Genomic DNA, 25,880 nt, shown 5'->3' with positions numbered 1-25,880 from the left:
GAGGAATTTTATTATGTCGAACAAAGTAGCAATTATTGCAAGTAACGGTGGTTTATTTGATGCGTATAAGGTGTTTAATATCGCAACTGCAGCAGCAGCTTCTGAGAAAGAGGTAGCGATCTTCTTTACATTTGAAGGTTTGAATTTAATTCATAAGCAAGGTATGCATGCATTACCAATGCCAGCTGGAGCAGAACATTATGCTGAAGGTTTTACAAAAGCAAATGTGCCAGCTATCCCTCAACTAGTAGAGATGGCACAAGAATTAGGTGTGAAATTTATTGCTTGCCAGATGACAATGGATGTAATGAGTTTAACTACTGAAGATTTCATTGAGGGTATTGAAGTGGGAGGAGCCGTAACGTTCCTTGAATTCGCGAAAGACGCAGCACCGTCACTTACATTCTAGTGTCCTAAAAGCGGAGAGGATACCCCTCTCCGCTATAAAAAACATAAATATAATACCGATGGGGGTAAAAGAGATGTCAATTCAAAAATGGAGTGCGTCACAAGTAGCTAAAAAGGTTATTCATAATGAGGAATTATTTATTTTAGATGTTCGTAATGCGGATGCATTCGAAGATTGGAAAATCGACGGACATCGTTTTGAGTATTTAAATATACCTTATTTTGAACTGTTAGATGGTATTGATAATATTTTACCAAATATCCCAACTGATAAAGAAGTTTTAGTCGTTTGTGCAAAAGAAGGATCGTCTTTAATGGTCGCTGAAATGTTAGCTGAGGCAGGTATTGAGGTTGCCTATTTAGCAGGAGGTATGAAATCCTGGAGCGAATATTTAGAGCCAGTCAAAATAGGAGATTTAACAGGCGGTGGTGAGCTTTACCAGTTTGTTCGTTTAGGAAAGGGTTGTCTGTCTTATATGGTCCTTTCTGAAGGTGAAGCAGCTATTATTGATGCTGTACGTTTTACAGATATGTTTATAACCTTTGCAGAACATAAAAATGTCCAAATTAAACATGTTTTTGATACACACTTACATGCTGATCACATTTCAGGTGGGCGCCATATCGCAGAGATGACAGGCGCAACCTATTATTTGCCACCTAAGGACGCTGAGGAAGTTGTGTTCCACTATACACCATTAGTTGATGGCACGACTGTTCAAATCGGTGCATCGAAAATAGATGTAGGGGCGATCTATTCTCCTGGTCATACGATAGGCTCTACTTCATTTGTTGTTGACGGCAAATATTTATTAACGGGAGATATTTTATTTATCGATTCAATCGGACGTCCTGATTTAGCTGGCCTTGCTGATGACTGGGTTGGAGATTTACGAGACACGCTTTACAAGCGTTATCGAGAATTGTCTGATGAACTTATTGTCTTACCGGCACATTTTATGATTATTGATGAGCTGAATGAAGATGGAACGGTTGCGAAACGACTAGGGGATTTATTTGTACAAAACCATGGATTAAATATTCAAGATGAAGAAGAATTTAGACGTGTGGTAACAGATGAATTACCTCCACAGCCCAATGCTTATCAGGAAATTCGTCAGGTGAATATGGGGAAAATAACACCTGGGTTAGATGAGCAAACAGAAATGGAAATTGGACCAAATCGCTGTGCAGTACGATAAAACATGCTAAAGTGCAATGAGTATGCCTGTAAATTTCGGGAATTGAAGGCGCATGAAGATATAAAACAATATGAACCGGCAAAATCGCTTACAACCTTTGCCGAGTAGAAGGAGATTATGATGAAATCAAGTTTACAACTAGATGCAAAAGGCCTTTCTTGTCCAATGCCTATTGTGAAGACAAAAAAAGCAATAGATACCCTAAAGCCTGGGGAAGTTTTAGAAGTTCAGGTGACAGATAAAGGAGCTTTAGCGGATATTCCTGCTTGGGCAAAAGCTGGAGGTCATATCATTTTAGATCAATCTGAAGAGGCTGGCGTCATTACATTTTTCATTCAGAAAGCATAGGGCTGATTGAGGGTTGTCTATTACAGTAGAACAACCCTTCTTTTCTTTTGTTGAATACAGCCAGAAAGAAGGAAAAATAAATGGATATTGCATGGATCTTAACCATTTTACTTATTGGTTTTCTCGGTTCATTTGTATCGGGGATGTTAGGTATTGGCGGTGCCATCATTAATTTCCCAATGCTACTGTATATACCGCCATTACTAGGGTTTGCGGCCTTTTCGGCACATGAGGTGTCAGGGATAAGTGCGATTCAGGTGCTTTTTGCTGCTCTTTCAGGTGTTTGGGTCTATCGCAAAGGTGGGTATTTAAATAAATCACTCATTATCTATATGGGGAGCGCCATATTAACGGGAAGCTTTGTAGGTAGCTTCGGTTCGAAATTTTTATCAGAGTCTGGTATTAACATTGTCTATGGAATTCTTGCATTAATTGCAGCTGTGATGATGTTCATACCGAAAAAGCAAATTGATGATAGACCAATGCAGGCTGTTACATTTAATAAACCATTGGCGGTCCTATTAGCTTTCGTTGTTGGTATCGGTTCCGGGATTGTGGGGGCAGCTGGTGGATTTTTATTAGTACCAATCATGCTTGTGGTATTAGGAATTCCTACTCGTATGACTATTGCGTCAAGCCTTGCTATTACGTTTATCTCCTCAATAGGAGGTACCATTGGTAAATTAATGACTGGGCAAGTAGAATATTATCCAGCGCTCATCTTGATTGTATCTAGTCTAATAGCTGCTCCTCTAGGTGCGAGAATAGGGGGCAAGTTAAATACAAAATTCCTACAAATTATTTTAGCGGTTCTTATATTAGCAACAGCTATTAAAATTTGGATGGATATATTATAAAGGGGATATGGTAATGAAAATTGAAGTCTTCTCTGATTTTACATGTCCATTTTGTTATATTGGTAAGCAAGAACTTGAACGGGCGATTGACATCGCAGGCTATACAGGATTAGTGGAAATAGAATATAAAGCATTTCAAATAAGCCCAGATACCCCGAAAGTGAATGCACCATCTTTTTATGAGGCGTTGGCTAAAAAATATGATGTTACGCTTGAAGAAGCGGAAGAAATGGTTGAGGGTATAGCTATGAGAGCAGCGGAAGTTGGTTTACATTATAATTTTGCTAAGATGAAAACGGCACATACAGAAAAGGCGCATCGTTTAGCTAAATGGACGCAGCAATTTGGTAAAGCGACAGCATATACTGAATTACTAATGGCTGGTTATTTTAAAGATGGTGAAGATTTAAATAAAGATGAATTCTTATTAAAAGTTATTGCGCAATTAGATTTGGATAGAGAAGCTGCGGAGGGAATATTAGCTTCAACTGATTTTAGTGAAGAGCTAGACAAGGATCGCTATGAAGCACAGCAACTTGGCGTGCGAAGTGTACCGTTCTTTGTATTTGAAAACCGTTATGGTATTAAAGGGGCTGAGCCGAATGAAGTGTTTGTGCGGACTTTGCATCAAGCTGCGGGAATAGCTGGTATTCAGCCAACAGTAACGATAAATGGTAATGGAGAATCGGCATGTGCTGATGGACAGTGTAAACTATAAGACGTAAGAGGTGTCGAGTGCGAATTTGTACTCGACGCTTTTTTTGTTTGGGAAGTAGATGAATACTGCAAGAGGTATTAAGTCTTGTTTTCTGTGTTATAGAACAAAATAAAATGTATAAAATATCCATTTTTATCATCTCAATGGTTCTATTTTATTGTGGTGTGAGAAAAATCACATCCAATAAATTGTTATGTTGCTAAAATATAAGTGAGAATACAAAGGGGGGTATTATAGATGAAACCTATAGTAGCAGGAGTAGCAGGAACAGTACTGTTAGCAGGCGCCATTTTTGTTGGGACGTTTGTCAGTGACAAAATTACAGTTGATTCGAATGTGAGTGAGAAAGAAGCGACAGTGCAAACACAAATACCAACAACAGCAGCTGCTCAGTCAGTGGTCTATGCTCCGCCAAGTATTGAAGAAGTACCAGATGGTCCAATGAAAGAAGCAATATTAACGGGCTATGAACTTGTTAATAACACACATGTTGCGGCAGATGAATATGTGGGCAACCAATTATCTTGCACAAGCTGTCATGCCGGTGCTGGCTATGACGAGCAAGCCTCATCATTAGTAGGTGTAATGGCAAATTATCCACAGTATATTGGACGCTCAGGTGGTGTAGTTACAATAGAAGAACGGATTAATGGCTGTATGGTTCGGAGTATGAATGGTAAAAAATTCGAAATGAATAGTGATGAACTAGAGGCTATGGTGGCGTATTTCGCTTATATTTCTGAAGGTGTTCCAATTGGAGCAAAACGTGAATGGGCGGGCACAAGTGATATGAAGAATGTGCCGATTCCAAATGTTGCAGATGGTGAGGAGCTTTATGCACAGTCCTGTATAGCCTGTCATGCAGCTGATGGCGCAGGAACTGGTGCTAATACTGGCCCAGCTTTATGGGGAGATAATTCATTTAATGATGGCGCAGGCATGGCACGTATGTCAAAAATGGCTGGCTATATTCAAAATAATATGCCAATAGGTGCAGCAGGAACATTAACAGATCAAGAAGCTGCAGATTTAGCTGCCTTTATTTTATCGCAGGATCGTCCAGAGTGGGCAAACCATGAAAAAGACTGGCCAAAAGGCGGGCGTCCAAATGACATCATGAATAAGGAAAAACGTGAACAAGTTAAAAATGGAACGATTGACTGGGAGAAAGTTTTGTCTACAAACTAACGAAGAAAAGGGATGCTCATAATTGGCATCCCTTTTAAGTTATTTAAAATTATACGCAGTTACGATTTTATCTCTGTTTGTTGTAATGTCTGTAAAATATTCATATAAGCTAATCCCAAGGAATGACCCGCTTACATTAAAGATGTTAGAAAAACCGCTATTTTGAAGGGCCATAACAGCATTATAGCTACGTTGACCAGATCGGCAATGCACATACACTGCTTGATCCTTCGGAATTTCATCCATTCTTTCCCGAAGTTCACTTAGAGGAATATTGTGTGCATTGATAAGGTGACCGGATTCAAATTCATTTTTTTCACGAACGTCTAAGAAAAAGGCTTGATTTTCAATGAGTTCCCTTACTTCATCAACTTTTACCTGCTTAAAGTGTCCGTGTAATAGATTTTGAGCTACAAGAGCTGCCAAATTAACAATATCACGGGCAGTGCTAAACATTGGAGAATAGGATAACTCTAGCTCCTTTAAATCTTCTAATGTACCGCCCATTGTGATGAGGGTAGCTATAACATCAATCCTCTTATCTGCATTACCTTTACCTATTGCTTGAGCCCCTAGTATTTTACCCGTCGGTGTTTCATAAACGAGCTTAAAGTGAAGTGGATTACTATTTGGCATTAGTCCTACTTTGTCTGGAGCTATCAAATAAACACTTTTTGCTTGAAAGCCATTTGCTAGGGCTGTTTTTTCGTTCAAACCTGTTGTCGCGCATACGAGATCGAAAATTTGTACGCTTGAAGATCCAATGACTCCTTTGTTGTGATGAGGGATGTTATACATATGATTAGCTGCTGCACGTGCTTGTCGTTGAGCGGGACCGGCTAAAGCAAGGCGCGTCTGTTTATGGGTAAGCTGATGGAATACTTCAATCGCATCTCCCACAGCATATATGGAAGGATCAGACGTCACGTAATTTGCATCAACTTGAATACCTCCGAGTTCACCAATTGTTAGCCCGGCCTCTTTGGCTAAGCGGATTTCAGGTCGAACGCCAATTGCTAATACTACTGCTTGGGCTTTCAATTGTTTGCCTGAGTTCAACGTCACATTATTTGGTGTAACCTTTGCAAGACCGTCATTGACAATAACTTGAACCCCTTTATCAGTCATTTCCTTGTGTAAGATTTGAGCCATATCATAATCAAAAGGGGCCATAATTTGTTGGCCAAATTCAACTAGAGATACATTATAGCCTGCTAGCTTCAAATTTTCTGCTACCTCTACACCAATGAAGCCTCCGCCAACCACGGCAATATCCTGTACATTATCTGTTTGTAGATACCAATTTAAACGGTCAATATCAGCCACGTTTCTAATGGTAAAGACTTGCTTAGAATGAATGCCCTCTAAGTCAGGGACGATAGGACTTGCTCCTGGGGATAAAATTAACGTATCGTAACTTTCCTCATAATCTCTATTCGTTTTTAAATCCTTAATGGTGATGGTTTTTTTCTCTCTGTTAATACGTACAACTTCTTGCTGAACACGAGCCTCTATATTGTATTTTGTTTGGAAGCCTTGAGGCGTCATTAAAATTAATTTGTCGCTATTTTCAACAATCCCGCTTAAATGGAAGGGGAGAGAACAATTAGAGAATGAAACATTCGGCCCCTTTTCAAATATAATAATTTCTGCTTTTTCATCTAGACGACGAAGACGAGCTGCTGTGGATGCACCACCTGCAACGCCACCGACTATTAAAAATTTTTTACTCAATGTAAACACTCCTTTTCATAATAAATACATAATGGGGTATTTAGAGTCTCTTAAATAAAGGTTTTTTCTCTAAAATTAGGAGAATTATGTAGTTTGAATACTACAAATAAATAATATACCCTAAAGGGTATTTTATCAAGGTGCCAAATTAATAAATTTTCTGTGGTGTTCCTCGTTCAAGAAAGTTGATGCACAAATTTGCTATACTAACGGTAGTAGGAAATGGAAATGGCACAGGGGGTGACACTGTTGATCTTTTTGAAATTTTTAACCCAAATCCTCATAGTATCGGGTTTGATTTATATTGTGAGTGGACGATTAATTGGCTCGAATATTAATTTTGTGCGAAGAGTGCTGTCAGTCGTTATTAGTGTGACATTAACCTCTTTTGTGTACTGGTATTCTTATCTACGCCACACAGATTTTTTATCAGAAACGATGATGCAAACAGTAACTGAGGTAAGCACACTGATTTGGATCGGTAGTATGCTACTAATTTCGATGTTGCTTTATTTGGTATTTGAACTTTTTGACCCTAGTGGCATTACGAATGGAGATCGCCGTCACGGCCAAAAATCTTTACTATTGCGATTGCGTAGCTATTGGCGACAGCAGAAACGCCTGCGTCAGGTATTAAAAATTGCTGTTACAAACGGTGTCGTACAAACGATTAAATATGCGAGGCAACGAGAAAATGAAAAAGAACTTGCAATTGCTTTGCGCGCAACGTTAGAACAATGTGGTGGGATTTTCATCAAATTTGGCCAGGTACTTTCCACACGAAAAGAGCTTTTTTCACCTATTTTTATTGATGAATTAGAAAGGCTTCAACACCGAGTAAGGCCTTTATCAGAGGAGCAAGTGAAACAAATTTTAGAGAGATCTCTTCCGCAATCAATGGACGAAATATTTAGCCAATTTCAAATGGAACCCATTGCAGCAGCCTCTATTGGCCAAGTGCATAAAGCAAGGCTTAAAAATTATGAAGAGGTGGTAGTCAAGCTATTGCGTCCAGAAGTAAAGGGAATTATGCGCGATGACCTTGAAATTTTAGAGGAATTTGCTAATTGGCTATCCACAAAATCAACCTGGGCAGAATCATTAGGCTTTCGAGAGTTGGCTGGGGGATTTGCAGAGGGGCTACGTGAGGAGATTCATTTAGATATTGAAGTACGTAATACGCTACAGGTGAAGAATGCACTGGCGAAAAGCGATTACAAGGTTCGAATTCCTAAAATATTTACGCCTTACAGTAATGAAAATGTTATTGTGATGGAGTATATTCGTGGACAAAGTGTGGCAGATGGGGCATCTGAATTTAATCGTTTGTCGATTGATCGTAGGCAATTTGCAAGAACCGTACTCTACTCATTTTTTGAGCAGATGCTATTCTCTGGTATTTTTCATGCAGACCCACATCCAGGAAATATCCATATCGATGAAACAGATGGAACACCAGTCTTGCTTGACTTTGGCGCAGTAGGACGTTTAGGTGCAACACAGCAAGAAGGCTTAAAGTTATTTTTGATGGGCATTCAACTAAATGATTCAAGCGTTTTATATGATGGTTTAACATTATTAGTGGAAAATGCTGATCATGCAGAACGTGGGAGAATGGAGCAGGCAATCGACCAAATTTTACTGAAAATTTCCTATGTTGACCGTATACCTACTGAAGAATTAATTCACGCGCTATTTACAGTGGTAAGAGATTTTGGACTTGCATTCTATCCAGCAGTGGGATTAGCTCTCCGTTCCTTAGTGACGTTAGATGGCACATTACGGGTAATAGATCCACGTTTTGATATCTTTACTGAGGCAAAGGATTTTTCTGCTACATATATGCGTGCCTCTTTCCTTAAGCCTTTTAAAGAACCGATGGCAACTAAGGAGCGGCTGCAAGAAGAATTATCTATGCTAATACCGACTTTGCGTAAAATGCCTAGAAGAGTCGATCAGCTCATTCAGCGAGTTGAGAGCGGAAAAATCATTTTACATCATGATGTCTTTTCGGATGAACATAATTCACGTTTTATTACACATTTGTTTTCTCAATTTGTTTTGCTGCTGGTGGGTATAACTTTTGGTATTATATCTGTCGCTCTTTTAGCTATTTCACAATTTATCCACGATTCTTATGCGGTCTATTTGAACACAGCGGCATATTTAGGTTTATTTTTATGTGCTATTTTGTTAGTGAGATTATCTATACAAGCATTAAGGTCGATGAAGCAATAGGTAGGGAATTTTTTCCCTACCTTTTTCTTTGGCACCCTCAAATATTACAAAAACATTACAAAAGATCTGTTAGGTCTAATGTCGAATTAGCTAATAGTTTCTCTGTGTAGAAGAAAAATGTATTATGTAGAATAATGTAGTTTGAGTGCGAATGTTACAGAAATATTTCGAGTTTTACTAATGTATTAAATAGACATGAAATAGTATAAAAGTTATGTAGAAAATGCTAAACTTTAAAAGGCTAAAATAAATATAAGAACATTTAATTAAAATAGAAATCGTTCAAGTGATTACATAGAATATCGAGAGCGAAATTGATAGATGAAGGGAAATGAAGGTAACGTGGCTAAGCGTAACAAATGGCGTAAGTCGATGGTGCTAGCATTAGCACTAGCTGGCGGCTTATTATTTAATACAATTCAACCAACAGAAGTACATGCCGAAGAAACTTCTCAACAAATGATTGAGAAAAAGGCTGAAATAGATGCACAAATTAAAAAATTACAAGAAGAACTAACGAAACTACAACAAGAGATCGACGCAAAAGTAAAGGTATTTAAACAAGTACAAGCAGATATTAAAGAAGTGGATGCTAGTATTGTTGAAACACAAAAACGTATCGAGCAACGTTCAAAAATTTTAAGTGAGCGTATGGCTGCATACCAAGCGCAAGACAACACTGTAGGTGTTTATTTAAATGTAGTGCTTGAGGCAAAAAGCTTTGCAGATTTAATGGATCGTGTCGTAGCGGTAAAAACATTAATGGATGCTGACCAAGAATTAGTGGATCAACAGGAAGCAGATAAAGCAAGCTTAGAGCAACAAAAAGCTACATTAGATGAAAAACAAAAGGAACTTCAAAAACAATTCCAAGAGCTTCAGCAAAAAGAAAGCGAAATGGAAGTGAAGAAAGCTGAGAACGAAGCGAAATCACTTGCATTAAAAGCTGAAATTGCAACGAAACAAGAAGAAGAACGTTTAGAAGCAGAGCGTAAAGCAGCTGAAGAAGAGGCAGCTCGTTTACGTGCACTTCAAGCAGCTACACCAGTTATACAAGCAACTCAGAATAATGGTGGAGGCGAACCACAAAAAATTATTGTTGGGTCAGGAGCTGGCACTGTTTCTTCAGGAGATGCCATTTCAACAGCTAAACAATTCCTAGGACGTCCTTATGTTTGGGGTGGTAGCAACCCATCAACAGGTTTTGACTGTTCAGGTCTTGTACAATGGTCATATAAGCAAGCGGGTGTTTCTTTACCTCGTACAGCATCACAACAATATTTAGCAACACAACGCATTTCAGCAGGTGAAGCACGCGTTGGGGACTTAGTGTTCTTCAGCTATGGTTCAGGTGTAGCACACGTAGGTATTTATTTAGGTAATAACACAATGATCGACGCTCAAAACAATGGTGTCGTAATTGAATCACTTGATTGGTGGAATCAATACTTAGTAGGCTTTGGACGTATTCAATAGGCCTCACTATTATATAGACGGTTGAGATAAGAAAAAGGTCATCTTTGTAGAGAAAAATATACAAAGATGACCTTTTTTGTTTTTGGAATGCTATTCTTTCAAAAGAAATAAGGACGACTACTTCTATTCTTGAAAAGAGACTTTTCTACATAATAGATTGATATTAAATTTTAAAATTTACTTTGATGACACCTGTCTCTTTCAAGGCAATAAAGAAAATAATAACGAATGGGCCGACAAGTAAACCGATAATACCAAATAACTGTAGACCTATGAACATGGAAATTAATGTTGGTAAAGTGGATAAACCGATATGGTCTCCCATTAATTTAGGCTCGACTACTCGACGAATAATAAGTAAAATAGCAGCTAAGATGAATAATTTTACAGCTATAGAGGTGTTTCCCATCAACAGGTGGTAAAGTCCCCATGGCGCTAGAATAATGATAGAGCCTAGGAATGGTACAATATCTATTAACCAGATAATAATCGTCATTGTTACTGCATATTTCGGTTGGATTAATAGCAGTCCAATGAGTGTGACGCCTCCAATAATAAAGCTTACAAATAAGTGAGCCTTCATATAGCCAAATGTTGCATCTTTTAAGCGATTTAAAATAATTTTTATCTTCTTTGCTGTATTGGGCTTTAAATATTTATAAGTGATTTGCTTTAACTTAGGCAAATCAAGCATAAATAGGAATAGCGCAATCATATAAACGAGAAGACTGATAAATAGGCTGGGTATCTCTGAAAAGAAGGCAGAAACTTTGCTATAATTAAAGAAGCTTAAAAAGGATTCTTCGACTTTCTTTATGAAATCCATAGTGGTTTTTTGAAGCGAAGCACTTACTTCAGGTGGAAAGTCTTCTGTGTATTTAGAAATATTTTCTTGCATATGAAGCCACATATCTGATAGCTTGGAAATATAATAAGGAGCTTGCTTAGACAGTAAAATTATTTGCGTCATAATTTGTGTAATGGAAAGATAGCAAATAATAGAAATAACAAAAACACTCACTATGTAAATAAAAGCAACTGCTATTTTCCGTGACATTTTCCATTTCCGTTTAAAGAACATGACAATTGGTTCTAAGAAAAATGCACTAATCCCAGCAAGTATTAAAGGCATGGATACGGGGATAACAAAATAGGCAGCTATAAGTAGTGATAAAATCACAATCAACCGAAAAATCAATTTCCTAGCATGAAATTTATTCATAAACTCACCTTCTTTGCGAAAAAAATTAAGTTAAGTGTACCATAAATCAAGTTTTATTACGTTCTGAAACAATAAAGGTAGGGATAAATTATGGAAAAAGAGATTTTGCAACTTTTTAGTAATCTAACAGAGCATGATCGCGATATTCAATATGAATCTTACGAGGAATTAATGAAAATTATGCAGGAACCTGTAGATTGGACATATGCAGTTTGGGAACAGCTAATAAAAGCACTTACATACAATAATGGTTATTCTCGTGCACGTGCTGCACAAATTTTATGTGCTTTAGCTGCAAAAAGTGATCCAGAAGAAAGGGTCTTGGAGGATTTTTTAAAGATTTGGGCTGTGACTTACGATGATCAATATGCTACAGCGAGGCATGCATTACAAGCAATTTGGAAAATTGGACAAGCGGGTCAGGTACAAAGAGATTTGGTTGTGTCGTATCTAGCTAAAAGATTTCAAACATGTATAGATGAAAAACAGCCATCTCTTATTCGCCAGGATATTATTATGTCATTTAAAAAGCTATATGATCAAACGAATGACTCGAAATTATTAGACATTGCCCATCGTTTAATTAATGAGGAACAAGATGCTAAATATAAAAAGAAGTATAAGTCAGCCATCCGTTCAAAGTAGCGAGATGGTGTTTTTTTGTGCAAATTCTTTGATGAACTGTAGAATAGTCAACTATAATGAATGAAAAAAAGAGGTTATGGCATGAGCATTTATAATTATCTAGTACGAAAGCCTAATGGTGAAATTTTATCGATGGAAACATATCGTGGAAAAACAATGTTAATTGTTAACACGGCAAACCAATGCCGATTTACATATCAATTTGAAGACTTACAGAAAATGTATGATAAATATGGAAAAGAGAATTTTGTAGTTCTTGGATTCCCTTGTGATCAATTTGGTCATCAAAATCCTGAAAATGGAGAGGAAACTAAGCATCTATGCAAGGTAAACTATGGAGTCACATTCCCGATTTTTGAGCTTGTACAGGTAAATGGAGAGGCAACACATCCACTCTTTAATTATTTAAAGCATGAAGCGGATTACCGCGAATTTGGGAAGGCAAGTATGCAGGAGAAAATGCTGGCAGAAGCAATAGTTCAACTTGCTCCAAGCTTTTTAGATGGTCGTAATATTCGCTGGAACTTTACAAAATTTCTAGTAGATGCTAATGGTAAAACCGTTGCTCGCTTTGAACCAACAGATTCACAGCTTGATATTGAACAAGCAATTGAAACACTATTGTAGTAAACTTATTAAACAGTTTTAATTTTTCTCTTAAAGTAGCAATATTGCTGTAATTTTAAAGTTATCCATTCTAAGTATAGCTATTTTTTCTGAAGCATATATGATAAACTGCTTTACAAATGAAATATTCTTGCAGAATAAAGGTGCTAGTTAGCATAATCGGGAATTCGGTGAAAAACCGGAGCTGTTTCCGCAACTGTAAGTACAGCCAATATAAAGATTTACCACTGTCTCAAAGAAGATGGGAAGGTCCTTTATAACTCATTTGTTTCATGTGATGAACTGTACAAGCCAGGAGACCGACCTTTATTTGAACGTATAAAAACTTCTCGGAAGCTAGGAGGATATACGGCAAATACATAGGCTATGTCCAGTTTGATGGTACTTATTATGTTATTTTTGTCGTTCCTTTGCAAAAGGAGCGATTTTTTTATGCCTTTCAAGTAAGAATTTTTCATTATAGAAAGTAGGGGGGAAGCAAGTGAAAAAAGATGCCCGTTATTCTTGTTATCCATTTATGCGTGAGAAAGCTTCAACGGTAGATTTTGAAATTCGAACAGATAGCCTTACAACACATTTAGGAGTTGCATTAGCTGCAGTAAAAAAAGAGGATGTTCAAGTTGTTGCTGAGGATTTATTGCTTATTTTACCTATGGCTTATCATGTAAATGGCTCAGTTCGTGGGAAATTAGCAGTAACTGAAGAGGATTTATCTTGGTTAAGTGAGCGGTATGATTTTTACGTTCGCCATGTGAAGGAAGAGATTCAAAGTTTTGTTTTACCACAAGGAACAGAGGCCGCTGCTGCTCTACATCTTTGCCGCAGTGAAGCGAAAAAATCATATCGTATCTTACACAAAGTATCAGAAGAACGAGAGGTTCCTGCTATTCTTTTCGATTACCTTGGCTTATTAGCTAATGTATGTTTTGTTATGGCTGTGTTTATGAATCAGCAAGCAGGAATAGCTGAAATACCATTTATTAGTAAATCTTACCCAATGAAAAAGAAAAAGGAGAATAACAATGAAGAAAGTATTTAATTTCCAATGGCTATCAGTGCTCTTACTTGCACTGGTATTAGCAGGCTGTGGCACGGCTGAAGATACAACAAATAAAGAAGCTTCACAGGATATACAACAAGAAGAGAAAACAAGCTATAAAGTGACAGATGATCGTGGAGTGGAAATAGAGTTTAATGAAGTACCGAAAACAGTCGTATCATTACAACCGAGTAATACTGAAATTTTGTTTGCTTTAGGTGTTGGCGATAAAATTGTGGGGGCAACTGAGTACGATACTTACCCAGAGGAAGCACAAAAAATTGAACGTGTCTCTGATACTATGAATTTTAACAGTGAAAGAATTATAGCGTTAAAGCCAGATGTTGTCATTGCTTATACAATCGGTGATAAGGATGCACTAAAGCCGCTTGAGGATGCAGGAATTAAAGTGTTTGTTATTCAATCTGCGACTACTTTCGAAGATGTTTATGGAGATATCGAACAAATTGCTGCAGTGATGGATGTTGCGGATAAAGGAAATAAATTAAACGAAGAGATTAAAGCGAAAATTGCTGAAGTCCAAACGAAGGTGAAGGACGTAAAGACGCCAAAAAATGTTTATTTAGAGGTTAGCCCTAAGCCAGACATTTATACAGCAGGCTCTAGTACTTTCCAACAAGAAATATTGGATGCAGCTAATGTTAATAATGTTTTTTCTGACCTGACTAGCTGGGCAAAAGTGAATGAGGAAGATGTTATTGCAAAAAATCCAGATGTTATTTTAACGACAGTAAACTATACAGAAGATCCTATAGGGGAAATTCTTGGACGAGATGGTTGGAATACAGTGACAGCTATTCAAAACAAAGCGGTGTTGTCTCTTGATACAGATATCTCTAATCGACCTGGTCCACGTATTGGTGAAGCTGTAGAATTAGTAGCGAAAGCTGTATATCCAGAGTTATTTAAATAAAATATTATTCCATGCTAGCTGTTAGCCTTTCAGCTAGTATTTTTTGTGTTTTAATTATTACCTAGCGTGAAAATTGGAATTAATGTAGTTTGTTCTTTAGAATAAAAGTAAGTATGCTCGATAATTTTAGGAGGTGTAGTGATTGGAACAATTAGAGACAAAGGTGATTCCATTTGAGGCAGTCTATAATTTCCGAGACATGGGTGGATATAAGACAAGGGATGGCCGTAGGGTAAAGAACGGTTTATTTTACCGCTCAGCGGCCCTTGGGAAAATGACACTGGCGGATAAAGAACTATTTGAAACGCTAGGGATTAAAACTATTTTTGATTATCGCGATAACAATGAGGCATATCATAATCCTAACCCAGTGTTCTCGAATGCTCAATATATTCAAATCCCAGCGAAGGGTAAGCATGCTTTTGAAATGCCTACGAATGCTGAGGGTAGAGATTTTTATAAAGCGGTAAGCCCTGATATGTTCCGGGATTTTTATGCACAAATGCCTTTTAACAATCCTTCATTTAAAGAGTTAATGCAAACGATTCAAAATCCTGATAATCTAGGTCTTGTTCACCATTGCGCAGTTGGTAAGGACCGAACTGGTATTGGGGGAGCTCTTATTTTACTAGCTTTAGATGTACCTGAGGAGACTATCATGGAGGACTATTTAGATACCAATATGTATTTACGTCCAATGGTGGAAAGAATGGCTCAGGCTATTCAGCATCAGTATAATGAGCAAGAACTACAGCAATTTTATGCTTTAATGTCCGCCCGTGAAGACTATTTACAAGCAGCACTGGATGCTATGGATGGTCGCTATGGTTCAAAGGCTGGGTTTTTAGAGCAGGAATTTGGCCTAACAATTGAAAAACGAGAGCAATTGCAATCCTATTGCTTAATTTAAAAATGTGCCCCTTCACTCCTATGTGAGAGGGGTTTTTTTATGTGGAAGCGCTGTCTTCCTATAAATCTCTTTACAGTCAAAATATTTGTGATAAGATACAATAGATTTTTAAGAAACTATAGGAGAAGTGAAAGTATTGGCAGACACAATTAAAGAGACAAATAAGTTAAGTCTATTCCATTTAACATGGCCGATCTTCTTAGAAGTTTTTCTATTTATGTTGATGGGACTAGCCGATACTTTTATGCTCAGTGCTTTATCAGATAATGCTGTATCAGGAGTAGGTGCAGCCAATCAATATATCCATATTGCCATCTTAATACTGGAAGTAGTGGGCAATGGTGCATCTATTGTTGTTTCACAGTATTTAGGTTCCAGACGCTTTTTTGAGGCGGCGAAAATCTCGGCGTTAGCGGTCACGATGAATTTGGTCGTTGGGCTTTTAATGAGTATTTTATTTTTCTTCTTTGCGAGACATTTAATGACAATGATGAACCTGCAGGGAGAAGTACTCCACTATGCACAAAGTTACTTAGTCATCATTGGGAGTTTTATTTTCCTGCAGGCTATTATTAATGCACTTGCTGCAATTATTCGTGTACATGGTTGGACAAAACAAACTATGTACGTTTCACTTGGCATGAACGTCTTACATGTTGTGCTAAACTACTGTCTTATTTTTGGGAATTTAGGTTTACCAGAGCTTGGTGTGAAAGGAGCGGCTATTTCCTCAGTCATTAGTCGCGGACTAGCCGTACTAGTATTTTTCTGGTTGCTATATCAGGTAATGGAAGTACGCGTAAAGTTACAATATTATTTTGAGTATTCAAAGGAATATGTAAGAAAAATACTAAACATTGGTTTACCATCTGCGTTTGAGCAGGTGCTTTATCAATTTTGCCAAATCATCTTTTTATATTATGCGACTTACTTAGGAGCAGAAACGCTAGCAGCACGACAGTATGCTATGAATATTTCGATGTTTACGTATTTATTTGCGATAGCCATTGGTACAGGAACAGCCATTATTATTGGTCGTCATGTGGGTGCAGGCGAGCAAGATGAGGCGTATCATCAGCTATGGAAAAGTGTTCGAGCAGCATTTGTTTTTACGATAATTATGGTCGCAGTCGTTACGATTTTCCGTAAGCCCCTCATGCAGGTTTTTACTGATAATCCAGAGGTCATTAAAATTGGAGCGTCCGTGTTAGCTCTAAGTATATTACTAGAGACTGGTCGCACGATGAATATCGTTGTCATTAACTCTTTACGCGCTTCTGGGGATGCTAGATTCCCAGTGAAAATTGGTTTCCTATCGATGGTTTGCATGAGTCTGCCGCTTGGCTATTTATTTGTATTTGTGTTGGATTGGGGCTTGGTCGGAGTATGGCTAGCCATTTCAGCAGATGAATGGGTGCGGGCGATTATTGTATACTTTAGATGGAAAAGTCGTAAATGGGAGCGTTATGCTCTTGTATCACCGAACGACAAGAAGGAGGCATAGAAATGGGCGCATTATCGAAACGTGCTATCGGGGCAGCATTAATGGATCAACATATCACCCTTTTTGCTTGTCCGATCTGTCAGCAATCAATGCATGTCTATGAGCAAGGGAGATTGGTTTGTGCTTCTAACCATTCCTTTGATATTGCGAAACAAGGCTATGTCAACATGTTGACACATAGCGCTGCTTCTAAATATAGTAAGAGCCTTTTTGAATCCCGCAAGGCTGTTATTGATAGTGGGATTTATGATGCTGTAGAAGCCCGAATCGGTGAGCTTATAAGCTCAGCAAAAACGGTGCTTGATACTGGTTGTGGAGAGGGCTCACATTTAGCTCGCATTATGAATGATAGAAATCATGGTATTGGCGTTGGAATTGACATAGCAAAGGAGGGCATTTTGGCTGCAGCACGTCATTATCCTCAACAAATTTGGTGTGTAGGGGATTTAGCTAAAAGTCCATTTGCTCAGACAAGTTTCGATGCAATTTTAAATATATTATCGCCAGCAAATTATGAGGAGTTTAAACGACTTCTTAAACCGAATGGCTGTCTTGTAAAGGTTGTTCCACAAAGTGGATATTTGCAAGAACTGCGTGCTCAATTATATGCAGATTCAAGCAAGGAAACTTACTCAAATGAACAAATTGTGGCTCGTTTTCAAGATAGTTTTCGTGAGGTAAACGTAGAACGCATAACTTATACTTTACCGCTTGCAGATGAACTAGTACCTGCGCTATTAGAAATGACACCAATGGGCTGGCATAAAAAAGAGGAAACAGCCATTGTATTAAATGAAATCACGATTGATGTGGATCTATTAGTAGGGAAGGTTTAAGTTGGTCACCTGCAATTGCAGTATACTGGTATTTTCGATTACAATGGGAATAACTATTGAATAAGGTAGGAATGTAACAGTGTATAAACTAGCAGCAAATGTTGTCAAAGTAATATTAAAATTAATGGGTTCAAAGGCTCGTGTATACGGAGAAGAAAACTTGCCGAAAGAGGGTGGGTTTATTATAGCTTGTACACATACTGGCTATGTGGATATTTTAAACCTTGGTGTAGCCATGTACCCTCGTGAAATTCACTTTATGGCGAAGAAGCAATTATTTGAAATGAAAGGGCTTGGCTGGCTTGTTAAGCATTTAAATGCTTTTCCGGTAGACCGTGATAATCCTGGACCAAGCGTGATTAAAATTCCTTCGCAGTTATTGAAGGAAGGTAAAATTGTAGGGATTTTCCCCTCTGGTACACGCAGTGCAGACGGAACAGATTTAAAACAAGGTGCTATTACCATTGCACAGTTGGCAAAGGCGCAAATTGTTCCAGCTGCTTATGTTGGTGCGCGTAATGCTGGAGATGTCATGAAGCGTGGCAAAGGCTATTTAATTTATGGTGAGCCATTTTATGTAACAGGTAAGGGAAAAGAAGGCCGTGAGCAGTTTACTCAACACCTTGAGCATGAGCTAGTCGCTCTAACAGAAGAATTACAGAAACGTATTCCCGTAAAATAAAAGAAAATGGCACTCAGAATCAAATTGATTTTGAGTGCTTTGTTGTAGGAGGAAAATAAAATGATTCGAGTACTTTTCGTGTGTTTAGGTAATATCTGTCGCTCCCCCATGGCAGAGGCGATTATGCGCGACTTGGTGAAGAAAGAGCATTTAGAAGATAAAATTGAAGTGGATTCTGCTGCTACTAGTTCGTGGCATATCGGTGAACCTCCACATCGGGGTACACAGGATAAGCTTAGGGAATATGGTATTTCCACAATAGGTATGCAAGGTCGACAATTACAAAAGTCAGATTTTGAAAAGTTTGCTTATATTATCGGAATGGATGAAAGCAATATTCGTAATATCCGCACAATACTAGGCAATCCAAACTCGCCAAAGATTTTTCGTTTTTTAGATTTAACACCGCATCGTAAGGATGTCTCAGATCCTTATTATACAGGTGATTTTCAGGAAACTTATGATTTGGTGCAGGAAGGTTGTCAGGCATTACTAGAAAAAATTAAACAAGAGCTGTTGTAAGAGGGCGCTAAAAACGTAAATTTTAACAGTGATTTCTTCAGAAAAATGCTACCTTAAACATTGGTATATCTAGCTTTGTAAGCATCATTGTGTTATTATTTGCAGAGTAAAGATACGATAAGTATTTAATTACCATTTACAGATATGCAACTGCGTATCTATTATTTTTATAAATTTATCTTTTGAAAGAGAGTGGAAACAATGGGTCGTAAGTGGAACAATATTAAAGAAAAGAAAGCGTCTAAAGATCAAAGCACAAGCCGTATTAATGCAAAATTTGGACGAGAAATTTATGTGGCAGCTAAATCGGGCGAACCAGATCCAGAGTCAAACCGTGCACTTAAAGTAGTACTTGAACGCGCAAAAACATACAGTGTTCCAAAACATATTATAGAAAAAGCCATCGACAAAGCAAAAGGTGGCGGTGATGAAAACTTTGATGAATTACGTTATGAAGGTTTTGGACCAGCCGGCACAATGATTATCGTGGATGCTTTAACAAACAATGTAAATCGTACAGCATCTGATGTACGTGCAGCATTTGGTAAAAATAACGGGAATATGGGTGTCAGTGGATCTGTAGCTTATATGTTCGATTCAACAGCAGTTATTGGCTTAGAAGGCAAAACGGCTGATGAAGTACTAGAGATTTTAATGGAAGCTGATATTGATGCTCGCGATATTCTAGAAGAGGAAGAAGCCGTAATTATTTATGCAGAGCCAGATCAATTCTTTGCGACACAAGAAGCATTGAAGGCTGCAGGCGTAGAAGAATTTACAGTAGCAGAGCTTTCTATGCTTCCTCAAACAGAAGTGACTTTAACTGGCGACGATGTAGCGAAGTTTGAAAAACTAATTGATGCATTAGAAGATTTAGAAGATGTACAAAATGTCTTCCACAATGCAGATCTAGGCGAATAAACCAATTAGCAAAATGAGTAAACCAGTAGCATGTACGCTACTGGTTTTTAATTAGGGAGGAAAATGATGCAGACTGCTTTAGGCATTATTTTATTTTTAGTTACATTATTTTTTGTCATAGTGCAACCACGAAAACTATCAATAGGCTGGTCGGCCTGTATAGGAGCAGCTATTGCACTATTAATAGGTGTAGTAACCTGGCATGATGTATTAGTGGTAACGGAGATTGTTTGGAATGCAACACTATCATTTATTGGCATTATTTTAATTTCACTCATCTTAGATGAAATTGGCTTTTTTGAATGGGCAGCTCTCCATATGGCACGACTCGCAAAGGGAAGTGGAATTCGCTTATTTGTTTATATTAGTTGCCTTGGAGCTGTTGTCTCAGCTTTGTTTGCTAATGATGGGGGTGCTTTAATATTAACGCCGATCGTTTTAGCGATGGTGAGAAAACTGAACTTGACTGAAAAAATGATCTTTCCATTTATTATTGCAAGTGGTTTTATAGCAGACACAACCTCCTTACCTTTTGTTATTAGCAATTTAACGAATATTGTCTCAGCTGACTTTTTTGACATAGGGTTTATAGATTATGCAGTTCATATGATCGTACCGAACTTCTTTTCGTTAGTGGCAAGTATAGCAGTACTTTACATTGTTTTTCGCCGTTCCATTCCACAGCATTATTCTCTTGAGGCAGTTGAGCAACCAAAGCACGCAATCAGGGATCCCAAATTATTTACGATCGCTTGGTATGTGATTGCAATCCTATTAGTAGGATTCGTAGCTGGTGAGGTTTTACACATCCCTGTATCCTTTATTTTATGTGGGGTCGCTGCTTTATTCTTATGGCTTGCACAGCGTAGCTCTATTGTAGATACAAAGAGGGTTGTAAAAGGAGCTCCATGGAACATTGTGTTCTTCTCAATTGGTATGTATGTGGTTGTCTATGGGTTAAAAAATGTAGGGATGACAGGACTGTTAGCAAATTTATTCGAGCTAGCTATACAGCAGGGCTTCGTAGTAGCAACGATGACGATGGGATTTGTGGCTGCCATTTTGTCTGCTGTCATGAACAACTTACCTACTGTTATGATTGATGCTTTGGCGATTTCAGAAACAAGCGCATCGGGCATGATGAAAGAGGGACTGATTTATGCAAATATAATTGGTACGAATTTAGGTCCAAAAATGACACCGATTGGTTCATTGGCAACATTGCTATGGCTTCATATATTAGCCCAGAAAGGCATTAAAATTAGCTGGGGACAATATTTTAAAATCGGTGTTATTCTTACCATTCCGACACTGTTCGCCACTTTAATTGCATTAATTATTTGGATATGCTTAATATCATAGATTTATTGTCGAAATAGTTGAAAAAATAGTACAATAGGAACTATTAAGATATTAGTATATCAGTATATTAAAGGAGGAAAGTATGCGAGCGACAGGCAAATTAAGCAATAAAATAGTGTTAATGTCATTAGTAATGTTAGTGGCTTTGTTATCTTTTTTTGTTATAACAACTATCTACACAGCAAAATTATCTGTTAATAAAACCATGGGAACACAGGCAGTTGCAGTTGCTGAGAATATTGCAAAACATCTAAATGCAGATGAATATGAGCAACTCTCAAAGGAACCAAAAGAATCTGAGTTATATTGGCGACTTCGAGAAGAGCTCAACGAATTACGTGAAATAAATGGTGTTCTCTATGCCTATACTTTCGCAGTACCACAGGAAGATAAAAAGGTACGTTTTTTAGTGGACGGTATGCCAGCAGATGATCAAGAAAATGCTGGAGCTATAGGAGATGAGTCCTCCACCACATACTACAAGGATATTGAAAAGGTAAAGAATACAGGAAGTTATTATTCCGCTATTTTACATAGTGATTTTGGAGATTATTTATCTGGTACTGTTCCATTAAAGGATGAGGCAGGGAATACTGTTGCCTTTGTTGGGGTCGATATAGAAGCAACAGAGGTAAGCAATGTTGCGAATGCCGTATTAACGGCTATTTTACCTGCATTAATTATTGTCATATTAGCTTTAACAGGTATTGTGATGTTTATCTTATATCGTTATATTAATGGAGCATTAAAACCTTTAGCGCATCTCGGTGTTGCAGCACAAAGTTTTGCTCTAGGAGATATTGCTAAGGCAACGATAGAAGTGGAGAAAATTCAATTAAAAGGAACCAATGAAATTACAATATTTGCACAATCCTTCAGAGAATCACTACAAAAATTAAAAGAAACTTTCCATACGATTCAACAACGCACATTTGCTTTACAAAATGTTGTTCAAAAAATTGATGAGACTTCTCAACATGTGGAAGAATCAAACGCTCAAATTGCAGATCGAATTATCGAAATTGCTGCTGGTAGTGAGCAACAACAGCAAAATAATCAAGAAGTTGTATTAACTATGAATGAGATGTCAATTGGTATTCAACGACTGGCTGATACAACTTCAGAGATTGCAGAGTCATCATCAGCCATGACAGGACTTGTGGAAACAAGTGTTAATCATTCTCAAGAAGTTGTATCCCAAATTCAAAACGTAGAATCTTCTGTTTTACGTACGGCTAATCATGTCGAGGAAATGGGTGATAAGTTCCAATCAATTGAAGAGATGGTGAAAATCATTACAAGTATAGCGGATCAAACCAACTTACTGGCTTTAAATGCTGCAATTGAAGCAGCAAGAGCAGGAGAGGCTGGTAAAGGTTTTGCAGTCGTGGCAGATGAAGTTCGTAAACTTGCAGAGATGTCTAAAGCATCTGCTGACGAAATACACATGCATTTAGAAAGCTTTAAGAAAATTACTGATCGAGCATTACAGGAGATGGCTAGCAGTACAATAGATGTACAGGCAGGCAATAAATCAGTGCAACACATAGGCGTAAGTCTAGAGAAAATATTGCATTCTGTCCTTGAGGTGAATAATAAAATTCAAGATGACTCTGCTGTAATTGAAGAAATGTCAGCAGGCTCTGAGGAAGTATTAGCTACTACCGAGCAGATGAATGCTATTGCGAAGCATAGTGTGCGAGGAACAAAGGAAGTAGCAACTGCCTCGGATTTACAAGTAACGATGGTTTCTGAATTAAATGAAGTTGTAACCATATTAGATCAAACAACGAAAGAGGTTATAGAAACGATTAATACATTTAAATTATGATAAGCACAAAACTATTTCTCTATAAGTGTACGTCTTGTGGAGAAATAGTTTTTATAAATTTTTGGCCATTAAAATATATCAAGAGGTTAGCATGAAAGTATTAAAACGAACCATATTAAGGGAAATTAGAAAATAATTTGTGCTTTACCCATTGTGAAAACTTCCAAACCATAACATAATATAAAGTAATATATTGTTGAACGAAGAAAATAGGGGGCTAAAGTATGAAGTTTTTACGTTCAATACAGGGGAAATTGATTATTATATCATTGGCACTACTAATTATCCCAAGTTTAATAATAGGTATAGTTAGTTATGGTAAGGCTAAGAATGGGATGGAGGATATAGGAGAGCAGGTACTTTACAATAGTGTTGAATCTGCTTTGCAATTAATCGAGCTCGCAAACGAAAGTGTTGAGAAAGGTAACATTCCATTAGAGGTTGCACAGGAACGAGTACGAGAAGCATTTCTTGGTCCGAAAGATAGCGAAGGAAAACGGCCGATTAATTATCCTGGTGATTTAGGGGAATATGGCTATATTTATGTGCTGGATGATAAGGGAACATTAACAACACATCCAACACGAGAAGGAGATAATCTTTGGAATGACCAAGATAGCAGTGGCAATTACTTTATTCGAGAAGTAACTGAAAAGGCACTTGATGGTGGTGGCTTTACACAATATGAATTTGAACTACCAGGTCAGAATGTCTTAGCGGATAAAATTATTTATTCTGAGAAAGATCCACATTGGGGATGGATTATTGCATCAGGTACATATATGCAGGATTTTAATGCAGAGGCAAATTCTTTATTGCTAGTAATTGGTTTGACATTAGTAGGTGCCATCATTATTGGGACAATCGTTGTCATTCTTGTATCAAGACATCTTGCATTACCAGTTCAAAAATTATCTAAACGTGTGCGTGAAGTAGCAAAAGGGAATTTAACGGTTGAAATTGAGCATTTACAGCGCTCGGATGAAATAGGACAGTTAAATGATGGCTTTAATGAAATGGTACATCAACTTAAAACACTTATTTCAGATGTGGAGGAAGCGATTGTAGAAATACAATCAACTTCAGCGAACTTAACTGCAGTAGCTGAGGAGACAAATGCCTATGGTGATGAAATCGTCAAAGCAATCAATGAAGTATCCAAGGGCGCAGTCAAGCAAGCATCTGATGCAGAGGATACAAACAGAACGGCTATCGAGTTTGCGCAGCAAATTGAAGGATTGCATGATAAAAATGAATTAATGTTAGATGCCTCACAGCATATGAAAAAATCAAATGAAGAAGGCCTAGTTAATCTAGAAAGCTTAAAGGATAAGTCGCAGGAGTCTTCAAATCTCGTTCAGAATATTCAGTCTGTATTTGGTAGCTTAATTGTCAAGGTACGTGAAATTGAAGGCATCGTGGGGACGATTACGGAGATTTCAGATCAAACAAATTTACTTGCACTTAACGCCTCTATTGAAGCAGCAAGAGCGGGTGAACATGGTAAAGGATTCGCAGTTGTCGCGGAAGAGGTACGTAAACTTGCTGATCAAACCTCTGTAGCAACTGAGCTAGTACGCACGACGCTAAAAGGCATTGAAAGTGAAACAAACTTAGTCAATGATGAAATGCAGAAAACCCATATCATTGTAAGTCAACAAAATGATTCTGTCATGGTTACAGAATCATCCTTTAAAGAAATTAAATTAGCTGTTGAAAAAATCATAGCCATTATAGGCGATACGACGGATAGTGTAGAATATTTAAATAGCTCTAAGAATAATATTATGCAATCGATTGAAAGTATTGCGATGATTAGTGAAAAGAATGCTGCTGCGTCTGAAGAGGTAACAGCATCTGTAGATGAGCAACAACGCGCAATACAACTCGTTAGCGAATCATCCAATGATTTAACCGATGAAATATCTGCTTTACAGGAGTCTATTAAACGATTTATATTGAGATAATATCTTTCAGGATGCTTGGTTAACAAGCATCCTTTTCTTTTTACCATCGTTAATAAAAGGTAAAGGAGGAATGATTTGTGAGAAGATGGTTGGTGACAGTTGGTGTTATTTTAATCGGTATTGGAATCGTTCTTTATATTTGGCTGGGAAGAGAACTTGATCAGGGTATAGAACCAAATGCCAATGGTTCAGCTGATTATATGATTATATTGGGAGCAAAAGTAAGGCCAGGTGGTGTACCATCGCTTTCATTAAAAAGTAGATTAGAGGTGGCTGTTCCATACTTAACAAAATACCCACATGTTAAGGTCATTGTGTCAGGTGGACAAGGGCCAGATGAAGACCGTACAGAGGCATCTGTAATGCAAGACTATTTGGAACAGCATGGCATCGATGCCACGAGAATTATCATAGAAGATCAATCTACGTCTACTTATGAAAATTTAGTATTCTCTAAAGAATTATTACCAGAAGAGACAAAGAAAATTACCATCGTTTCAAATGACTTTCATTTGAAACGTGCAAAATATCTTGCTGAAACGTTAGATTTTGAAGTAGATGTCCTATCAGCAAAAACACCAAAATCAGTAGAAGCAAAATTAAGAATAAGAGAAAGAGCTGCCTTATTAAAAACATATATTGTGGGCTATTAAAACAATAACGCCTTTACATTTCTTTCTCACAAAAAATCATCACAACAGAAAAGAGA

Annotated in this window: 24 protein-coding genes and 1 riboswitch; of the genes, 22 read left to right on the top strand and 2 right to left on the bottom strand. The window is 37.6% G+C overall.

The features are described 5' to 3' along the window. The first annotated feature begins 13 nt into the window (after window positions 1–13). The 6 genes from MKZ14_RS20830 to MKZ14_RS20805 all read left to right on the top strand — a co-directional run bounded on the left by MKZ14_RS20830 (window position 14) and on the right by MKZ14_RS20805 (window position 4,721). Window positions 14–409 carry a DsrE/DsrF/DrsH-like family protein gene (locus tag MKZ14_RS20830; protein WP_016992899.1) on the top strand — a complete coding sequence of 132 codons (396 nt, stop codon included), beginning with the start codon at window positions 14–16 and terminating at the stop codon, window positions 407–409. Window positions 410–482: 73 nt separating this feature from the next. Further along, on the top strand, window positions 483–1,610 hold the full coding sequence (locus MKZ14_RS20825; protein ID WP_036079493.1) for an MBL fold metallo-hydrolase: 1,128 nt from the start codon (window positions 483–485) through the stop codon (window positions 1,608–1,610). Between the two features lie 117 nt (window positions 1,611–1,727). Next, window positions 1,728–1,958, top strand: a complete 231-nt coding sequence (locus MKZ14_RS20820; protein ID WP_088364071.1) for a sulfurtransferase TusA family protein — start codon at window positions 1,728–1,730, stop codon at window positions 1,956–1,958. Between the two features lie 80 nt (window positions 1,959–2,038). Continuing rightward, window positions 2,039–2,815: a sulfite exporter TauE/SafE family protein gene (locus MKZ14_RS20815; RefSeq protein WP_339280405.1), complete on the top strand. Its 777-nt coding sequence runs from the start codon at window positions 2,039–2,041 to the stop codon at window positions 2,813–2,815. A 13-nt stretch (window positions 2,816–2,828) separates the two neighbouring features. Continuing rightward, entirely contained in the window at window positions 2,829–3,533 is a 705-nt protein-coding gene (locus MKZ14_RS20810; RefSeq protein ID WP_339280404.1) for a DsbA family oxidoreductase, read from the top strand. 237 nt (window positions 3,534–3,770) lie between these two features. Then, entirely contained in the window at window positions 3,771–4,721 is a 951-nt protein-coding gene (locus tag MKZ14_RS20805; protein WP_339280403.1) for a c-type cytochrome, read from the top strand. A gap of 39 nt (window positions 4,722–4,760) precedes the next feature. On the opposite strand, the gene MKZ14_RS20800 is transcribed toward MKZ14_RS20805, so the two are convergent. Further along, a complete protein-coding gene (locus MKZ14_RS20800; protein WP_339280402.1) occupies window positions 4,761–6,455 on the bottom strand; it encodes an FAD-dependent oxidoreductase in 1,695 nt (564 codons plus the stop codon). A 249-nt stretch (window positions 6,456–6,704) separates the two neighbouring features. On the opposite strand from MKZ14_RS20800, the gene MKZ14_RS20795 reads away from it, so the two are divergent. Together MKZ14_RS20795 and MKZ14_RS20790 are read left to right on the top strand one after the other, a co-directional pair. Beyond that, complete coding sequence (locus tag MKZ14_RS20795; protein WP_259950536.1) at window positions 6,705–8,693, top strand: AarF/UbiB family protein; 1,989 nt, start codon at window positions 6,705–6,707, stop codon at window positions 8,691–8,693. A 321-nt stretch (window positions 8,694–9,014) separates the two neighbouring features. Further along, complete coding sequence (locus MKZ14_RS20790; protein ID WP_004231877.1) at window positions 9,015–10,169, top strand: C40 family peptidase; 1,155 nt, start codon at window positions 9,015–9,017, stop codon at window positions 10,167–10,169. Window positions 10,170–10,332: 163 nt separating this feature from the next. Here MKZ14_RS20790 and ytvI read toward each other — a convergent pair whose 3' ends face one another. Then, window positions 10,333–11,391 carry a sporulation integral membrane protein YtvI gene (gene ytvI, locus MKZ14_RS20785; RefSeq protein WP_036079481.1) on the bottom strand — a complete coding sequence of 353 codons (1,059 nt, stop codon included), beginning with the start codon at window positions 11,389–11,391 and terminating at the stop codon, window positions 10,333–10,335. A gap of 90 nt (window positions 11,392–11,481) precedes the next feature. Here ytvI and MKZ14_RS20780 point away from each other — a divergent pair, with 90 nt between their 5' ends. From MKZ14_RS20780 to MKZ14_RS20715, 14 genes are all read left to right on the top strand, one after another. Then, entirely contained in the window at window positions 11,482–12,036 is a 555-nt protein-coding gene (locus MKZ14_RS20780; protein ID WP_036079480.1) for a hypothetical protein, read from the top strand. Window positions 12,037–12,117: 81 nt separating this feature from the next. Further along, entirely contained in the window at window positions 12,118–12,663 is a 546-nt protein-coding gene (locus MKZ14_RS20775; protein ID WP_339280401.1) for a glutathione peroxidase, read from the top strand. Between the two features lie 124 nt (window positions 12,664–12,787). After that, window positions 12,788–12,986: riboswitch (cobalamin riboswitch) on the top strand. Between the two features lie 158 nt (window positions 12,987–13,144). Continuing rightward, window positions 13,145–13,702, top strand: coding sequence for a hypothetical protein (locus tag MKZ14_RS20770; protein WP_016992909.1), 558 nt, complete (start codon window positions 13,145–13,147; stop codon window positions 13,700–13,702). Further along, the gene (locus MKZ14_RS20765) at window positions 13,686–14,636 is read left to right on the top strand and encodes a cobalamin-binding protein (protein ID WP_333004721.1); all 951 of its coding nucleotides are present in this window, start codon (window positions 13,686–13,688) and stop codon (window positions 14,634–14,636) included. The genes MKZ14_RS20770 and MKZ14_RS20765 overlap by 17 nt, the downstream gene beginning before the upstream one ends. A 142-nt stretch (window positions 14,637–14,778) precedes the next feature. Next, complete coding sequence (locus MKZ14_RS20760; RefSeq protein WP_312123937.1) at window positions 14,779–15,546, top strand: tyrosine-protein phosphatase; 768 nt, start codon at window positions 14,779–14,781, stop codon at window positions 15,544–15,546. Window positions 15,547–15,682: 136 nt separating this feature from the next. Next, window positions 15,683–17,050: an MATE family efflux transporter gene (locus tag MKZ14_RS20755; RefSeq protein WP_339280400.1), complete on the top strand. Its 1,368-nt coding sequence runs from the start codon at window positions 15,683–15,685 to the stop codon at window positions 17,048–17,050. A gap of 2 nt (window positions 17,051–17,052) precedes the next feature. Then, window positions 17,053–17,886 (top strand): putative RNA methyltransferase, encoded by an 834-nt coding sequence (locus MKZ14_RS20750; RefSeq protein ID WP_016992912.1) that lies wholly within the window; start codon window positions 17,053–17,055, stop codon window positions 17,884–17,886. A gap of 79 nt (window positions 17,887–17,965) precedes the next feature. Next, window positions 17,966–18,568, top strand: a complete 603-nt coding sequence (locus MKZ14_RS20745) for a lysophospholipid acyltransferase family protein (protein ID WP_016992913.1) — start codon at window positions 17,966–17,968, stop codon at window positions 18,566–18,568. A 60-nt stretch (window positions 18,569–18,628) separates the two neighbouring features. Continuing rightward, a complete protein-coding gene (locus tag MKZ14_RS20740; protein WP_333004725.1) occupies window positions 18,629–19,090 on the top strand; it encodes a low molecular weight protein-tyrosine-phosphatase in 462 nt (153 codons plus the stop codon). A 201-nt stretch (window positions 19,091–19,291) separates the two neighbouring features. Further along, complete coding sequence (locus MKZ14_RS20735; protein WP_016992915.1) at window positions 19,292–20,011, top strand: YebC/PmpR family DNA-binding transcriptional regulator; 720 nt, start codon at window positions 19,292–19,294, stop codon at window positions 20,009–20,011. Between the two features lie 66 nt (window positions 20,012–20,077). Continuing rightward, entirely contained in the window at window positions 20,078–21,373 is a 1,296-nt protein-coding gene (locus tag MKZ14_RS20730) for an arsenic transporter (RefSeq protein WP_339280399.1), read from the top strand. Window positions 21,374–21,455: 82 nt separating this feature from the next. Further along, window positions 21,456–23,204: a methyl-accepting chemotaxis protein gene (locus MKZ14_RS20725; protein ID WP_339280398.1), complete on the top strand. Its 1,749-nt coding sequence runs from the start codon at window positions 21,456–21,458 to the stop codon at window positions 23,202–23,204. Window positions 23,205–23,428: 224 nt separating this feature from the next. Beyond that, window positions 23,429–25,171 carry a methyl-accepting chemotaxis protein gene (locus tag MKZ14_RS20720; protein ID WP_036079470.1) on the top strand — a complete coding sequence of 581 codons (1,743 nt, stop codon included), beginning with the start codon at window positions 23,429–23,431 and terminating at the stop codon, window positions 25,169–25,171. Window positions 25,172–25,248: 77 nt separating this feature from the next. After that, complete coding sequence (locus tag MKZ14_RS20715; protein ID WP_036079468.1) at window positions 25,249–25,824, top strand: YdcF family protein; 576 nt, start codon at window positions 25,249–25,251, stop codon at window positions 25,822–25,824. Window positions 25,825–25,880: the final 56 nt, after the last annotated feature.

Origin of the sequence: Lysinibacillus sp. FSL P2-0066, assembly GCF_037969495.1 — a bacterium.
Taxonomy (GTDB): Bacteria; Bacillota; Bacilli; order Bacillales_A; family Planococcaceae; genus Lysinibacillus; species Lysinibacillus boronitolerans.
This window is presented reverse-complemented; position numbering and strand designations above follow the sequence as displayed.